The sequence below is a fragment of the Campylobacter sp. CH246 genome (assembly GCF_004378835.1).
GTDB lineage: Bacteria > Campylobacterota > Campylobacteria > Campylobacterales > Campylobacteraceae > Campylobacter_D > Campylobacter_D jejuni.
The window spans coordinates 265,535-282,081 of the sequence record NZ_RYYA01000002.1 but is presented as its reverse complement, the minus strand read 5'-3'; the positions used below and the strand labels follow the sequence as shown (position 1 = coordinate 282,081).

At 32.4% G+C, this 16,547-nt stretch carries 14 protein-coding genes and 2 pseudogenes; 12 read left to right on the top strand and 4 right to left on the bottom strand.

Annotated features, from left to right (window positions below):
* Nucleotides 1-252: 252 nt before the first annotated feature.
* Nucleotides 253-1,461, bottom strand: a complete 1,209-nt coding sequence (gene murD, locus ELQ06_RS03095; protein WP_002899393.1) for a UDP-N-acetylmuramoyl-L-alanine--D-glutamate ligase — start codon at nt 1,459-1,461, stop codon at nt 253-255.
* Nucleotides 1,461-2,522 carry a phospho-N-acetylmuramoyl-pentapeptide-transferase gene (mraY, locus tag ELQ06_RS03090; protein ID WP_002893823.1) on the bottom strand — a complete coding sequence of 354 codons (1,062 nt, stop codon included), beginning with the start codon at nt 2,520-2,522 and terminating at the stop codon, nt 1,461-1,463. The genes murD and mraY overlap by 1 nt, the downstream gene beginning before the upstream one ends.
* 79 nt (nt 2,523-2,601) lie before the next feature.
* Here mraY and gpmI point away from each other — a divergent pair, with 79 nt between their 5' ends.
* The 7 genes and pseudogenes from gpmI to sdhE all read left to right on the top strand — a co-directional run bounded on the left by gpmI (nt 2,602) and on the right by sdhE (nt 9,308).
* The gene (gene gpmI, locus ELQ06_RS03085; protein WP_052797830.1) at nt 2,602-4,080 is read left to right on the top strand and encodes a 2,3-bisphosphoglycerate-independent phosphoglycerate mutase; all 1,479 of its coding nucleotides are present in this window, start codon (nt 2,602-2,604) and stop codon (nt 4,078-4,080) included.
* Nucleotides 4,064-4,162, top strand: coding sequence for a hypothetical protein (locus ELQ06_RS09075; protein ID WP_002869268.1), 99 nt, complete (start codon nt 4,064-4,066; stop codon nt 4,160-4,162). The genes gpmI and ELQ06_RS09075 overlap by 17 nt, the downstream gene beginning before the upstream one ends.
* Complete coding sequence (gene fabG / locus ELQ06_RS03075) at nt 4,152-4,895, top strand: 3-oxoacyl-ACP reductase FabG (protein WP_002858551.1); 744 nt, start codon at nt 4,152-4,154, stop codon at nt 4,893-4,895. The genes ELQ06_RS09075 and fabG overlap by 11 nt, the downstream gene beginning before the upstream one ends.
* A 6-nt stretch (nt 4,896-4,901) precedes the next feature.
* Complete coding sequence (locus tag ELQ06_RS03070) at nt 4,902-5,312, top strand: pyridoxamine 5'-phosphate oxidase family protein (protein WP_072223319.1); 411 nt, start codon at nt 4,902-4,904, stop codon at nt 5,310-5,312.
* 338 nt (nt 5,313-5,650) lie between these two features.
* Nucleotides 5,651-7,485: pseudogene (gene sdhA / locus ELQ06_RS03065) on the top strand (8-methylmenaquinol:fumarate reductase flavoprotein subunit).
* Nucleotides 7,482-8,447, top strand: a complete 966-nt coding sequence (gene sdhB / locus ELQ06_RS03060; protein ID WP_002899399.1) for an 8-methylmenaquinol:fumarate reductase iron-sulfur subunit — start codon at nt 7,482-7,484, stop codon at nt 8,445-8,447. The pseudogene sdhA and the gene sdhB overlap by 4 nt, the downstream one beginning before the upstream one ends.
* Before the next feature lie 3 nt (nt 8,448-8,450).
* A pseudogene (gene sdhE, locus ELQ06_RS03055) lies at nt 8,451-9,308 on the top strand (8-methylmenaquinol:fumarate reductase membrane anchor subunit).
* A gap of 23 nt (nt 9,309-9,331) precedes the next feature.
* On the opposite strand, the gene tenA reads toward sdhE, so the two are convergent.
* Nucleotides 9,332-9,997, bottom strand: coding sequence for a thiaminase II (gene tenA, locus ELQ06_RS03050; RefSeq protein ID WP_052797829.1), 666 nt, complete (start codon nt 9,995-9,997; stop codon nt 9,332-9,334).
* Nucleotides 9,998-10,109: 112 nt separating this feature from the next.
* Between tenA and acpP the strand changes: the two genes are divergently transcribed.
* The 5 genes from acpP (at nt 10,110) to ELQ06_RS03025 (ending at nt 15,410) form a co-directional block, all read left to right on the top strand.
* Complete coding sequence (gene acpP, locus ELQ06_RS03045; RefSeq protein ID WP_002854831.1) at nt 10,110-10,343, top strand: acyl carrier protein; 234 nt, start codon at nt 10,110-10,112, stop codon at nt 10,341-10,343.
* Nucleotides 10,344-10,369: 26 nt separating this feature from the next.
* Nucleotides 10,370-11,584 (top strand): beta-ketoacyl-ACP synthase II, encoded by a 1,215-nt coding sequence (locus ELQ06_RS03040; RefSeq protein WP_052797828.1) that lies wholly within the window; start codon nt 10,370-10,372, stop codon nt 11,582-11,584.
* A 1-nt stretch (nt 11,585) separates the two neighbouring features.
* Complete coding sequence (locus ELQ06_RS03035; RefSeq protein WP_044261650.1) at nt 11,586-12,524, top strand: acetyl-CoA carboxylase carboxyltransferase subunit alpha; 939 nt, start codon at nt 11,586-11,588, stop codon at nt 12,522-12,524.
* Nucleotides 12,525-12,667: 143 nt separating this feature from the next.
* Entirely contained in the window at nt 12,668-14,731 is a 2,064-nt protein-coding gene (locus ELQ06_RS03030) for a TonB-dependent receptor (RefSeq protein WP_126220305.1), read from the top strand.
* Between the two features lie 82 nt (nt 14,732-14,813).
* On the top strand, nt 14,814-15,410 hold the full coding sequence (locus ELQ06_RS03025) for an NUDIX domain-containing protein (protein ID WP_052797826.1): 597 nt from the start codon (nt 14,814-14,816) through the stop codon (nt 15,408-15,410).
* Nucleotides 15,411-15,441: 31 nt separating this feature from the next.
* On the opposite strand, the gene ELQ06_RS03020 is transcribed toward ELQ06_RS03025, so the two are convergent.
* Nucleotides 15,442-16,539, bottom strand: a complete 1,098-nt coding sequence (locus ELQ06_RS03020) for a methyl-accepting chemotaxis protein (protein ID WP_052820977.1) — start codon at nt 16,537-16,539, stop codon at nt 15,442-15,444.
* Between the last annotated feature and the right edge of the window lie 8 nt (nt 16,540-16,547).

The window sequence follows — 16,547 nt, the reverse complement described above, 5'->3', positions numbered from 1 at the left end:
AAGAAGCTAAGCACATCGTGGGTGATGATACTACGCCTTACTGGCAGGGGGAAAGTAGCTCATTGCGGACTTGTTAAATGTCTTCATTACTTACTTTATATATAAATCCTATGTTTATTTTTATTGTTGTTTTAGATGGTGCTTAGAATCGTGTTTAAAAAAGAGTTTGTTACTGGTTAGGGTTTTTAGAGAGAATAGGGTGTTTTTAGGGGTTTGGAAAGTTTAATATATTTGTATGAAAAGTAAAATAAATTAAATTTTATTCACACATTCTTTAAAGACTTTTCCACGCTCTGCGTAAGAGTTGAACTGATCTAAACTTGCACAAGCGGGACTTAAAAGAGCCACTTCATTGACTCTTAAGTGATTTGAAATTTCATTTACAGCTTTAGATAAAACTTCACATTTATAGGCTTTCAAATTCGCTTTTTTTGCATAATCAAGCATTTTTTCAGTACTAATACCTATAGCATAGAGTTCTATGTTAAAATTTTTCATAAAATCAAATAAATTACTAAGATCTACACCCTTATCATCTCCCCCTATGATAAGATGGATTTTTTTATCTTTATAGCGATTAAGTGCAGCCATTACCGCACTTTCATTTGTAGCTTTAGTGTCATTTACCCAAAGCCTATTTTGACTGTCTTTAAGCTCTTCGAGTTTATTTTTTTCCATTACAAAGCTATTTAAAAGCTCATAGCTTAAAGTATCAAGTAGAATTTTTTCTATAGCTAAAGCCATGATAGCATCGAGTAAAAAAGGACTTTTAAAGGAAATTTTTTCCGTATCAATGCCAAATTTAACAGCTAGATCTTTTTCATCTTCATAGCTTATTTTATGAGCTTTTGTTGGAGTATTTGCATAAATTTTAGGCAGTATTGCTACATCACATTCATTCATTCTTTTTAAAACGCTTAGCTTATCTTGAACATAATTATCAAAACTTCCATGCCAAGAAAGATGATCAGGACTTATAGGTAAAAGTGCATAAATTTCAGGTTTAGCTTTATGAGTGTAGTGTAGGGTGAAAGATGAAGTTTCAAGTATCCAAAGTTTTGCATAAGGATCAAGCTCTGCTAAAGGAGTTCCAACATTTCCACCCATAACAGCACCAATGTGTGATAATAAATGTGTAGCCATTTGAGTGGTAGTGGTTTTGCCATTGGTTCCGCTTATCCAAACGGATTTTGGCATGATATCGTAAAAAAAGTCATATTCACTTTGTAAATTTTTTGCTTCTTGAATGAGTTTGTGCTTTGGTGGAAAACCTGGACTAGGAATTTCAATGTTGCTTAAATTATCATCAAAATCATTAGGATTTAAAAGTAAATTTCCTAGTGTATCTTTTTTTGTTTCTGTAAAATGATCATCATAAATATCAAAAGGTCCAAATTTATCTACTAAATTTTCAGCAATAGCACGTGTGGTTTTTCCGTATCCAAAAAGTGAAATTTTCATTATCTTAGCTTTATTGATGCAAGTGCAAGTAAATTTGAAAGTAAGGCTATCATCCAAAAACGCACTATAATTTTATTTTCCACCCAGCCAACTTTTTCAAAATGATGATGAATAGGCGCCATTTTAAATACTCTTTTATTAAAAATTTTAAAACTTCCAACTTGTAAAATTACAGAAACAGTTTCAAGAACAAAAACAAAACCTATGAGTAAAAGTAAAATTTCATTTTTGCTAATAACGGCTAAAAATCCTATAAAGCCACCTAAAGCTAAACTTCCACTATCTCCCATAAAAACTTGTGCAGGATAACAGTTGTACCATAAAAATCCCATTAAAGCACCGATTAGTGCTGCACAAATAATCACTACTTCACCAAGTCCTTGAATTTTTGGCAAAAGTAAATATTCACTATAATTTAAATTTCCACTCAAATATAAGAATATCCCTAAAGTAGATAAAGAAAAAATACTTGGAACTGTAGCTAAGCCATCAAGTCCATCGGTTAAATTTACAGCATTAGAGCTAGAAATTAAAACCAAAATCCAAAAAGCAATGGCAAAAATTTCCATATCAAAAAGAGGGTGTTTATAAAAAGGTATAAAAAGTTCCGTACTAAGCTCTGAACTAAAATATAAAGGTAAGATGCAGATAAGTCCAGCGATGATTTGTGCTAAAAGCTTCATTCTTGGACTAAGTCCTGAATGATTATCTTTTTTTAGAACTTTGCCTAAATCATCTATGAGTCCTATCAAACAAAAAAGTATTAAACAAAGTAAAGCACTTATAGCAAAAATATTATCAAATTTGATACAAAATAAACTTGCGATTACTGCAGAACTGATGAAAATAAGCCCACCCATGGTTGGAGTATGACATTTGGTTTTATGAGTTTCTGGGGCGTATTCGTAAATAGGTTGACTAGCATTTTTAGCCTTTGCCCAAGTAATAAATTTAGGCATTAAAAATAAAGACAAACATAAAGCGATAAAAAATGCAAATCCTGCACGCACACTAATATAAGTAAAAAAAGCATAATGACTTAAATCTGAAAGATAATACAAAACCTAGCCTTCTTTTTGGTTTTTAAAAGTTTAATTTTAGTAAAATCTAACCAAAAAAATTCTTATAAAAGAGAGAAAAATGAAGCAAAAATGCGTTTTAATTATCACAGATGGAATAGGGTATAATAAAAATAGTAAGTTTAACGCTTTTGAAGCAGCTAAAAAACCAAGTTATGAAAAGCTTTTTAAGGAAGTACCAAATTCTTTACTAAAAACGAGTGGTTTAGCTGTAGGTTTGCCAGAAGGGCAGATGGGAAATAGTGAAGTAGGGCATATGTGTATAGGAAGTGGGCGTATTATTTATCAAAATTTAGTGCGTATTAATAAAGCCATTGAAAACAAAGAACTTGAAAAAAATGAGAATTTACAAAAACTTTTAGCAAAATGTAAAAGAGTGCATATTATAGGGCTTTATAGCGATGGCGGGGTGCATTCTATGGATACGCATTTTAAAGCCATGCTTGAAATTTGTGCGAAAAATGGCAATGAAGTTTTTGCTCACGCAATCACTGATGGGCGTGATGTAAGTCCAAAAAGTGGTTTAAATTTTATAAAAGATTTAAAAGGATTTTGTGAAAATCTAGGTGTACATTTTGCTACGCTTTGTGGGCGTTTTTATGCTATGGATAGAGATAAGCGTTGGGATAGGGTAAAAGAGTATTATGAGTGTTTATTGGGTAAGGCTTATAAGGTGCCAAATTTATTAGAATACCTACAAAAATCTTACGACGAAAATATTACTGATGAGTTTATCAAAGCAGTGCAAAATGAGAATTATAAGGGTATGAGAGAAGAAGATGGCATCATCTTTATCAATTTTAGAAATGATAGAATGAAACAACTCGTTGAAGTGTTAAATTCTAAAGATTTTAAAGAGTTTGAACGCGAAAAAGTCTTTGAAAATTTACTTACTATGAGTGTTTATGATGATAAATTTAAACTCCCTGTGCTTTTTGAAAAAGAAAAAATTGAAAATACTTTAGCCCAAGTGATTTCTAAAGCAGGGCTTAGTCAGCTTCATACCGCAGAAACCGAAAAATATGCCCATGTAACTTTCTTTTTTAATGGCGGAAAAGAAGAGCTTTTGGAAAATGAAACAAGGGTTTTAATCCCAAGTCCTAAGGTAAAAACTTATGATGAAAAACCCCAAATGAGTGCTTTTGAAGTGTGTAATGCAGTGAAAAAAGGTATAGAAAAGGGCGAAGATTTTATAGTGGTAAATTTTGCAAATGGAGATATGGTGGGACATACAGGCGATTTTAATGCTGCTATAAAGGCTGTTGAGGCGGTGGATACTTGTTTGGGCGAGATTGTAGAATGTGCAAAAAAGCATGATTATGCTTTTATCATTACAAGTGATCATGGAAATTGCGAGGCTATGCAAGATGAAAAAGGAAATTTGCTTACCAATCACACCACTTTTGATGTTTTTGTTTTTGTGCAAGCAAAGGGAGTTTCAAAGATTAAAGATAATATGGGGCTTAGCAATATCGCTGCAAGCGTGCTTAAAATTTTAGACTTAGAAATTCCAAAAGAAATGAATGAGGCTTTATTTTAGTTTGTTTGCCTTTTTTATAAGAAATTTGTTAAGATTGCAATTTTTAAAATTAAACTTATTAAGGATAGATAATGAAATTTAGTGGAAAAAATGTTTTAATTACTGGAGCAAGTAAGGGAATAGGTGCTTCTATCGCAAAAACTTTGGCAGGTTTTGGGCTTAAAGTTTGGATCAATTATCGTTCAAAACCTGAACTTGCAGATGCTTTAAAAGATGAAATTATTGCAAGTGGTGGTGTTGCTGCTGTGATTAAATTTGATGCAAGCAAAGAAGATGAGTTTGAAAACGGCGTAAAAACTATAGTTGAGAGTGATGGAGAGTTAAGTTATCTTGTAAATAACGCAGGCGTTACAAATGATAAACTTGCTTTAAGAATGAAATTAGAGGACTTTAGTGGCGTTGTGGATACGAATTTAAGCTCAGCTTTTTTAGGTTGTAGAGAAGCTTTAAAAACCATGAGTAAAAAACGCTTTGGTGCTGTTGTAAATATCGCTTCTATTGTCGGAGAAATGGGCAATGCTGGGCAAGTAAATTATTCTGCTAGTAAGGGTGGAATGATAGCTATGACTAAATCTTTTGCTAAAGAAGGAGCAAGTAGAAATTTACGCTTTAATTGCGTAACTCCAGGTTTTATAAAAAGCGATATGACTGAAGTTTTAAGCAATGAAATCAAACAAACCTATCAAGATAATATCCCTTTAAAACGCTTTGCAGAGCCTGAAGAAGTAGCTAATTGTGTAGCGTTTTTACTTAGTGATTATGCCTCTTATGTGACAGGCGATGTGCTTAAGATCAATGGTGGTTTATATATGTAAGGAAAAATGATGGATTTAAAAGAAATAGCACAATTTTTAGATGATAATGCACCAGCATTTTTAGCCACTTTAGGAACTTGTGGAAATCCTAGAGTGCGTCCTATACAAAGTCCATTGCTTGTGGGAGATAAAATTTATTTTTGCACAGCAAATACAAAAGGACTTTTTAAGCATATAAAAAATTATAATGGTATTGAATTTTGTTCTTGTGCAAAAGATGGGACTTTTTTAAGACTTAGAGCTAATGCGGTTTTTGAACCAAATTTAGAAGTTAAAAAAATGATGTTTAAAAAATATCCTTATCTTGTAAATCTTTATGAAACTCCGCAAAATCCAAAATTTGAAGTTTTTTATCTTGATCATTTAAGCGCTAGAATGCAATTTATGAATGGAGAATTTAAGCTTTTTAAGGCTTAATGATTTGATAATTTTATTAACTATATATTAATTAAGATAAATATTATCTTAATTAATATTAACTTTTTGTTATTTTTTTAAGGTATAATCATTCCGTTTAATTTGCAAGGAATAGATTATGATATATTGCAAAAATTTTTTAATATTTATTTTATTATATTCATCTATCTTCTTTGATTACTTAATTTTATACTTTTTTATATTTACTAAATTATAAATTTGTTTTTAATCCATTTTATATTGAAAGGAGAGTTTGTTTTTGGATTTTTGGCATGCGGTTATGTAAGATTGACTTACATTAAAAATTATTATTAATTTTTTTAAATAAGGAGAATGATATGGGTGAATTTTCTAGAAGAGATTTTATAAAAACAGCCTGTATTAGTGTAGGAGCTTTAGCTGCAAGTTCAAGTGGAGTTTATGCTTTAGATGATTCATCTAAGATGGATAAAGATATAAATTTACCTTCTTGCGATGTTTTGGTAATTGGATCAGGTGGAGCAGGTTTGTGTGCTGCAGCCGCAGTGAGAAAAGAAAATCCAAAATTAAGCGTTGTAGTAGCTACAAAGATGATGCCATCGCGTAACGCAACTTGTATGGCAGAGGGTGGAATTAATGGAATTACTGATTTTTCTAATGGAGATTCCTATAAATTACATGCTTATGATACTATTAAAGGCGGAGCTTATTTGGTAGATCAAGACGCGGCTTTAAAATTTTGCGAATTAGCCGGAAAGGCTATTTTTAATATGGATTTTATAGGAACCTTGTTTTCAAGAAATGAGCAAGGTGGAGTAGCTCAGCGTTTAATGGGAGGAGCTTCTAAGAAACGCTGTAACTATTCTGCAGATAAAACAGGTCATATTTTAATGCATTCTTGTTTAGATGATGCTATTAGTAGTGGTGTGAAATTTTTAATGGATCATGAGCTTTTGGATATAGGTGTTGTGGATGGAAAATGCGAGGGTGTCGTTTTAAGAGATATACAAAGCGGTGGAATTTATCCTGTGTTATGCAAAGCTTTGGTGATTGCTACAGGGGGATATACAAGGATATTTTATAATAGAACTTCAACTCCTTTTATTGCCACAGGAGATGGCGTGGCAGCTGCTCTTAGAGCAGGACTTGGTTTTGAAGATCCTGAGATGATACAATTTCACCCAACAGGAGTTGCAAATGGTGGAACTCTTATTACAGAAGCGGCGCGCGGTGAAGGGGGATATCTTTTAAATAATCGTGGTGAGCGTTTTATGAAAAATTACCATGAAAAAATGGAGCTTGCACCGCGAGATGTGGTTGCGCGTGCTATAGAAACAGAAATTCGTGAAGGTAGAGGTTATGGCGAGGGACTTGGAGCTTATGTTTTGTGCGATGTACGCCACTTAGGAAAAGAAAAAATTTTAAAAGATTTACCAAAAATTCGTCACACTGCAATGCTTTTTGAAAATATTGATTTAGTAGATACTCCTGTACCTATCCGTCCAACGGCGCATTATTCTATGGGTGGAATTGAAGTGGCTAAATTTGAAGATATGAGTACTAAAATTGCTGGAATTTATGTAGGTGGAGAAGCTTCTTGTATTTCTATACATGGAGCTAATAGACTAGGGGAAATTCTTTAGCCGATGCAGTTGTAACGGGGCATTTAGCAGGCATTGGTGCGACAAATTATGCCAAAGATGCAAGTTTTGGAAAAGGGGCAAAAACTCATGAACTTGCTCAAAAATGGCAGGCTAGATTTAAAGAAATTACAAATAATGGCGGAAATGGTCAAGAAATGTATGAATTGCGAGAAGAGTTGGGAAGTCAAAATTGGGATAATATGGGGATTTTTAGAACTCAAGAAAAACTCGATCTTCTAGCAAAAAAATTAGAAGATATACAAGCAAGATATGAAAAAATTCGTATTCCAAATCCTAATGAAGTGATGAATACTGCTTTTACAGATTATGTAGAGCTTGGTAATTTGATTTTACTTTCTCGCTGTGCTTGTTTAGCAGCTAGAAATAGACTTGAAAGCCGTGGGGCTCATACTAGAGAAGATTATCCAAAGCGAGATGATAAAAATTTCTTAAAACATAGCATTGTAAATTTAGAAAATGATGAATTAAAACTTAGTTGTAAAGATGTCGTGGCAACTGAGTTTTCTCTTGATGGAAGGAGAGTACAATGAAAATCATCATAGATCGTTTTAATGGCAAGGAAAAATATGAACAAAGTTATGATATTGATGATAAGGATATACAAGGAAAAACTCTGCTCTCTCTTTTACTTTTTATTAAAAAAATAAAAGATATTACTTTAAATTTTACCGCCTCTTGTCAATCTGCGATTTGTGGGGCTTGTGCAGTTCGTGTGAATGGGCATTCTTATCTTGCTTGTGATACTAAAATGCAAGATTTATTAAAAGAATATGATAATCCTTTAAGTATACGCATTTCTCCGCTTGGAAATTTTAGAGTAATTTCTGATTTAATTGTGGATTGGGAGCCTTCTATAGAAAATTTAAGAAAAATTCGTCCTGCCATGGTGGCAAAAAATGAATTTTCAGCGGAAAAGGGCTGTAAACAAAGTCAAGAAGAATTTGATCGTATTAGCAAGCAATGGGATTGTATTTTATGTGGTAGCTGTGCCTCAGAGTGTAATAAATTAGAAGCAGATAGTAGCGATTATATGCAACCTTTTGTTTTTACTCATGCTTGGCGTGCAGCGGCAGACTCTCGAGGTAAGGATCCTATGTTGCATGTAAAACCCAGCGTAATGAATGGACTTTGGCTTTGTGTTCATTGTCAAGAGTGCGCTGATCGTTGTCCAAAGGGTATAAGTTCAGTAAGTGATATAGCAAATTTAAGAGTGATGGCGATTAAAAAAGGTTTAAATGAAGGCTTAGGGCCTGATCATGCTGAAGCTTTTTATAAAGATTTAGTTGAAGGTTCAGGACGCTTGAATGAAATTTATCTTGCTTTGCGTTCTGAGGGTGTTATAGGTTCTATGGGTAAAACAGATATAGCTTTTAAACTTATGCGTGCAGGAAAAATGAATCCTATGCATGTTTTTGGCGAGGATGAAATAGAAGGTCATAAAGATTTGGTTAAAATGATAAAGGCGGCACAAGAAGCTGCTGTTAAGGAGTAAAATATGCAAAAAGAATACGCTTTTTTTCCAGGTTGTGTTTTATCTCAAGCTGCAAAAGAATCTAAAATTTCACTTGAAGCTATTGCACCTATTTTGGGTTGGAAGTTGAATGAAGTTAAAGGATGGAGTTGTTGCGGGGCTTCTCAAGCGCAGTGTGTTGATCCTATTGCGACTTTGGTAGCTAATGCAAGAAATATTGCTTTAGTGGAAGAGATGAAAATGCCAATGCTTACAACTTGTAGTACTTGTATGCTAACTTTAACTAAAGCAAAAAATACTCTTGATAAGGGTGCAAAAGAACGCATCAATACTTTTTTAGCACAAGGTGGAATGAAATATCAAGGTTCAACGCCTATTACAAGTCTTTTGTGGGAGCTTTATGGGGATTTGGATAATTTAAAAAGCAAGGTAAAAAAGCCACTTTCAAATTTAAAAGTAGCTTTATTTTATGGTTGTCATAGTTTAAGACCTGAAGATGCCTTCGGTAAAAAAGAAAATTCAACCAATTCAAAAAGTTTTGAAAGTGTAGTAGAAGTTTTAGGGACTAAAATAGCTCTTTTTGAAAAACGCCTTGATTGTTGCGGTTTTAATGCTTCTTATCCTGCAGAAAAATCTGTGAAAAAAATGTCTAGTCAAATTGTTAATAATACAAGTGAAAATCAAGCTGATTGTGTTGTAACACCTTGTCCACTTTGTCAAATGTAGCTTGATATCTATCAAGAAAGATTTCGAGATTATACTAATTCTAAAGCAAGATTACCTATTATTCATTTATCACAATTAGCAGGGCTTGCATTAGGACTTTCTAAAGAAATGGTTGGTTTAGATTATAATATTATTGATGCAAGTAAAATTGCATAAAAACATGGGCAAAAAGCCCATGTTTAAAGATTTAATTCCATTCTTAAAGAATGCTCCCAAAAAGCCACTTCTAAGCGTGTTACAGTATGAAAAATTTCGCTGAGTTTTTGGAATTTTTGTGCACTAACACTTGAAGTATAAGAATTAACAAAATCTTCAAATTCTTTAGCTTCATTTTGAAAATTTTCACTTCCATAGGTCAAAATCCATTCTTTGTAAGGATGATCTTTTAAATTTTCATTTTTTAAACGATTTATAATTTCAGCACCTATTTTTGCATAGCCTATAGCGCAAGCACTAAGAGCAACTAACATATCTAAAAAATCTCCATTTTCACCTACGCTTAACATATAACGCGAATAGGCTATATTGACTAAACTTTCATCTTTTGTATCGAGTTCATCTGCATTAATGCCAAAAGATAAAATTGCACGATGAAGTTCCATTTCTCCTTCAACTATATAATTTTGAAATTTCATAGCAAAACGAAGTTCTTTTGCAGTATTTGAATTAAGTGCTAATCTTGCATAACATTTTGCGTAATTAAGCAAATAAATATAATCTTGCTTGAGATAAAAAAGAAAATTTTCTTGCTTTAGGCTTTTATCTTCTAATTTTTTAACAAAATCATGATGTAGATAAGCATCCCAAATTTTTTGATTTTCTTTGATTAAATTAGAGAAAAGCATCGTTTTTCCTTTATGTTTTAATATTTTATTTTCAAGTATAATGAAAAACTATAAATATTTTAAGCTTTTTATAGTAAAATACGCTTTATTTTAATTTTTTGAAGGAGAACAAATGGCAACATTTGATGATGTAAAAGCAGTAGTAGTAGAGCAATTAAGCATTGATGCAGATGCAGTTAAAATGGAATCAAAAATTATTGAAGATTTAGGTGCTGATTCTTTAGATGTTGTAGAGCTTATTATGGCTTTAGAAGAAAAATTTGAAGTAGAAATTCCAGATAGTGATGCTGAAAAATTAATTAAAATTGAAGATGTTGTAAATTATATTGACAATTTGAAAAAATAATTTTTTTTCTTGCAAGGAGCTTATTCTTGAAAAGAGTTGTAGTTACAGGTATTGGTATGATCAATGCCCTTGGTTTAGATAAGGAAAGTTCATTTAAGGCAATTTGCAATGGAGAAAGTGGGGTAAACAAAATCACTCTTTTTGATACTACAGATTTTCCTGTTCAAATTGCAGCTGAAGTTAAGAATTTTGATCCATTAGAGGTTGTTGATGGTAAAGAAGTAAAAAAGATTGACCGTTTCATACAGCTTGGAATTAAAGCAGCAAGAGAAGCGATGCAGGATGCTGGATTTAGCGAAGAATTAGACAAAGAAGAATTTGGTATTGTTTCAGCTGCCGGTATTGGAGGTTTGCCTAACATAGAAAAAAATTCCGTCATTTGTTCCGAGCGAGGTCCGCGTAAAATTTCCCCTTTTTTCATACCTTCAGCACTTGTAAATATGTTAGGAGGTTTGATTTCTATAGAGCATGGACTTAAAGGGCCAAATATTTCTTGTGTTACAGCTTGCGCAGCAGGAACCCATGCTATAGGAGAAGCTTACAAAAGTATAGCTTTAGGAAATGCCAAAAAAATGTTAGTCATAGGCGCAGAAGCCGCTATTTGTCCTGTGGGTATAGGTGGTTTTGCTTCAATGAAAGCTTTATCAACTAGAAATGAAGATCCACAGCATGCTTCAAGACCATTTGATAAAGAAAGAGATGGTTTTGTTATGGGAGAAGGTGCTGGAGCTTTAGTTTTTGAGGAATATGAAGAGGCTAAAAAACGTGGTGCTACGATTTATGCTGAATTAATTGGATTTGGAGAAAGTGCAGATGCACATCATATTACTTCACCAACTTTAGATGGGCCTTTAAGAGCTATGAAAAAAGCTTTAAATATGGCAGGGAATCCAAAGGTAGATTATATTAATGCACATGGAACTTCAACTCCTGTAAATGATAAAAATGAAACAGCAGCAATTAAAGAGCTTTTTGGTAATAATATCCCACTTGTAAGTTCCACAAAAGGACAAACAGGTCATTGCTTAGGCGCTGCAGGTGCAATTGAAGCAGTTATTAGTGTTATGGCTTTAAGAGATGGGGTGGTTCCACCTACAATCAATCAGCTTGTAAAAGATGAGGAATGTGATCTTGATTATGTTCCAAATATATCAAGAAAATCGGATTTAAAAGTGGTAATGAGTAATTCTTTTGGTTTTGGTGGCACAAATGGCTGTGTTGTATTTAAAAAAGTAGATTAATATGGCTTCTTATCTAGATTTTGAAAAAAATATTCAGCAAATTGATGAGGATATTATCAACGCTCAGATTAAAGGAGATACTGAAGCTGTATCGATTTTAAAGAAAAATCTTGAAAAAGAAATTTCTAAAACTTATAAAAATTTAAGCGATTTTCAACGTTTGCAATTGGCACGCCATCCAGATCGTCCTTACGCTCTTGATTATATTGAACTTATTTTAAACGATGCTCACGAAATACATGGTGACCGTGCTTTTAGAGATGATCCTGCTATTGTTTGTTTTATGGGTTATTTAGGAGAGAAAAAAATAATTGTAATTGGTGAGCAAAAAGGGCGTGGAACAAAAGATAAAATCGCTAGAAATTTTGGTATGCCACATCCTGAAGGTTATCGTAAAGCTTTAAGGGTAGCAAGACTTGCAGAGAAGTTTCAAATTCCTATCTTATTTTTAATAGATACTCCAGGTGCTTATCCTGGTGTAGGTGCTGAAGAAAGAGGGCAAAGTGAAGCTATCGCTAGAAATTTATATGAATTAAGTGATTTGAAAATACCGACCATTGCTATAGTTATTGGAGAAGGCGGTAGTGGTGGGGCACTAGCTATAGGGGTTGCAGATAGACTTGCAATGATGAAAAATTCTGTTTTCTCAGTAATTTCTCCTGAAGGTTGTGCTGCAATACTTTGGAATGATCCTGCAAAAAGTGAAGCTGCAACTAAGGCTATGAAGGTAACAGCTGATGATTTAAAATCTCAAGGTTTAATTGATGATGTGATAGATGAGCCTACAAATGGTGCGCATCGTAATAAAGAAGCTGCAGCAGTAGCTATTGCTGATTATGTAAAAAAATCTCTAAATGAACTTGAAAATATTGATACGCGAGAACTTTCTGCAAATCGTATGCAGAAAATTTTAAAGCTTGGAGCCTATCAAGAGGCTTAAGCTTTTGCTTCACTTTTTTAAATAATTTTATTATCAATAATTATTATCAAAATTAAGTTAATTAAAAGTATTCTTTTTTTATACTTCAAAAATGATTTTAAATATTAAAATAATTATTTTTTAAAGGAATTAATTTGACTCAAATCAAAAATATAAAATTTAAAAAAAGTTTACTGTGTTTTTTAATTTTATCTGGAGCTTTATTGAAAGCAGAGGAAAAATATCAACTTAATGATGTTGTGGTCAGTGCTAGTGGTTTTGAACAAGATTTGGTTGATGCGCCTGCTAGTATTTCTATCATTACAAAAGAGGAGCTTGAAAAAAAGCCAATTAAGGATATAGGAGAGGCTATAGGAGATATTCCAGGTGTAGATGTAACTATGAATAAGACAGGCACTTATGATTTTAGCATACGAGGTTTTGGTAGTTCTTATACTTTAGTCTTAATTGATGGAAAACGTCAAAGTGTTGCAAATGGATTTTATGATAATGGCTTTAGCGGCAGTGAGTCAGGTTATCTTCCACCTTTATCTATGATAGAGCGTATTGAGGTTATACGTGGTCCAGCTTCTACACTTTATGGTAGTGATGCTGTAGGCGGTGTGATAAATATTATCACTAAAAAAAATCCTGATAAAATCGAAGCAAATATAGAATTTAATACTCTTTTACAACAGCACTCTAATCACTATGGCAATGCTGGGGGATTTAACGCTTATGTAGCAACCCCTTTGATTGAAGATACATTATCAATTTCTGCAAGGTTGAAGTATTATGATAAGGCAGCTTCTGATTTAAAATGGCCTACACCAGTTTGGAATAATGGCAACCAAAGACCTGATAATTACCAAATTGCTAGTCATAGTCCAGGTGCTTTTACTAGCTTAGGTTTTGGTTCTAGGCTTAATTGGACAGTAGATGATAAAAATAATATATATTTTGATATTGAGCGATATATTAATGAAATTTCGGTGAATTCTACAAGTAGCAGGGCTATTAAAAGTGAAAGACAACTTTTTAAGGATAATATTGTTTTAAATCATGATGGTAGCTATGATTTTGGTTCAACTAACTCATATTTACAATATGGTAGCACTAAGGATAAGGAGCTGCATAGTCAAATTTGGGTAGGAGAAGGTAAGGTTGTTTTACCTTGGAATTTAGGTCAATACGGTAATTTAGTAAATACCTTTGGTGCAAGGATTGATTATGAGATGTTAAAAAATGATCAAGCAAGCGCAGGTAGTCAAATAAGAGGTAAAAATCTTAATCAAACCACGGTTGCGCTTTATGGGGAAAATGAGTATTTTATAACAGATGATTTGATTTTTACTACAGGGTTGCGTTATATTTATAGCGATTTGTTTGATTCTGAATTTACACCTAGGGTTTATTTGGTTTATCACTTAAATGATAATATAGCCTTTAAAGGAGGTGTTTCAAAAGGTTATAAAACTCCTGCTGCTAAGGAGTTGACAAATGGATATTATAATTATACCAATGGTAATGCTTATTTTGGAAACCCTAGCTTAAAACCAGAAGAAAGTATAAATTATGAATTGGGTGTTGATTTTAGAGTATTTGATTTTGCACATTATTCTATCACAGGATTTATTACTGATTTTACAAATCAAATCAGTAGTGAAGATTTAACAGGTACGCAAAATGGTATTAGTTGTAGTAATAGCACTGTTTGTACCCGTCCTATTAATCTTGGAAAAACACAGACTAAAGGTATAGAATTTGCATTTAATACCAAAACTTACAATGGTTTTAGTCTAAATTCAAGTTATACTTTTATGGATAATCGCTACAAAGATGGTCAAAAAAATTGGTTTGGTGGTTATAGGATAGAAAATTTACCAAGGCATATAGCAATGTTAAAATTAAACCATGAGAGAGGTAAATTTAGTTCCTATATAAAAACACGAGTAAGACTTGATACTATAGCTAAAGCAAAAGGTGGTGGTAATGGTAGTTTGCCATGGCAAAAATATAAGCCTTTTTATATAGTGGATTTAGGGATAAATTATAAAATCAATAAGCAATCTAGTTTAAGTTTTGCAGTACAAAATCTTTTTGATAAAAATTTCTTTGATCCGCAAGTTACTAAGTGGAATGGAGTTAATCCTGCTGGATATGCAAATCGTTATCAAGACTATACAGAAGGAAGAAGTTTTTGGTTGAGCTATAGACATGATTTTTAATTTTTTAAGGCTTTAATCACCTTTATATTTTCAAAAAAGCAAAAATAAAGTACAATGTAAAAAAATAAATAAAGGTTTCACTATGGCGTTTAAAAAATTAAAAGAACTTTCTTTTGAAAAATCAAAATATATTAAGCCTAAGAGATTTGCCTATGAAAGCAATGGTAGGCTTTGTACTTGGGATTTTATAGAATCTAAAGATAGTGTTTCGGTGCTTTTGTATCATAAAGAATTGGAAAGTTTTATTTTTGTACGCCAGTTTCGCATACCGCTTTGGTATCATCAAATGCATGATAAAGATTATATAAAAGATGATAATATGGGCTATACTATAGAGCTTTGTTCAGGGCTTGTAGATAAAAAATTATCTTTAGAGGAAATAGCAAAAGAAGAATGCATAGAAGAACTAGGATATGCTCCTAAAAATTTAGAAAAAATAGGAGATTTTTATACAGGGTTTGGTTCAGGTGTAAGTAAGCAAAGCTTTTATTTCGCAGAAGTTGATGAAAAGGATAAAATTTCTTCTGGAGGTGGAGTTGATGATGAAGAGATAGAAGCTGTTTATGTTAAAGTAGAAGATTTTGAAAAAAAATGTAAAAATATGATAAGAACACCCTTGCTTGATTTTGCTTATATGTGGTTTTTAAAGGAGAAGTGGGGAAAATTAAAGATTATTTAGGTTAAACCTTAAAAAGGTTCAACCTAGGATTTTAATGGCTTGACTCATCAAGCATTTCTTTAAATACATTGAAAAGATCAAGAGATGCATTTTCGGCAACTTCGCATTTCTTAATTATGCTGTGTTGAGTAATATCTTTGCTAATATCTTCTGTATTTGCTATTGTTATAGCATTATTCATATTTTCATGAACTTTTTCATGTGGCTCGTTAATTTTTAAGAAGCTTTTATTTTGCCCAAATCTTTCTTTTCCTGTGCTAGCAAGCCATTTTCCTAAGCGACAAGATGTATGGTCAGCTAATTGCTTTCCTGATTTGGAAAAAATTTCTTTATAACCATTTAATTTAAAAGCTATATGATCTAGTTTTGCTAAAGATACGAAAGCTTCTGAAGCGATACCAACTGCATTTGAATTAGTAGAATGCGCTTCATTTACCAAGTGGGTAAATTTTTCGGAAAAACTCATAATATGAGCATTAGAATCTATGGAAATTTTTTCAACTTGCTCACTTTGAGTATACATTTCATTTGCATTTTGCTTTAGAAGATTAATATTCATTTCAACTTCTGTGGTTGCTTTTTGTGTTTTTTCAGCTAGTTTTCTTACTTCATCGGCAACAACAGCAAAACCACGCCCATGTTCACCTGCGCGTGCAGCTTCTATAGCAGCGTTAAGGGCTAAAAGATTAGTCTGATCAGAAACATCTTTAATTAGATTAATTACATTAGTAATTTCATCTACACTTCTATGCAATGTTCCTGCAACATCTCTTGTTTTATTGGCTGATTCTGTAATATCCCCTAAGGAAGCATTGATAGAATTAGCAATATGGTTAAGTTCATCCATTTCAGCAAGAGAAGTTTTAGAATAGCTAGAGATAACTTCTGCCTTATTTACATTTTCTAACATATCGCCTTGAACAATAGTAATATTTTTTAAAACCCCAGTTAATAAAACATTTAAAAGATCTGTTTTAAGTTTAGACTCTAAAGCCGCTTGTTCTAATGATGTAATTTTATTTTTTAATTCTAAATTTTCCGATTGAAATTTTTCAATTTTATGTGCAAGATTTTTATTTTCTTCTTCAAGTTTTTGAAGATCAGAATGGTTTATTTTACTTCCAAACATTGTTTTGC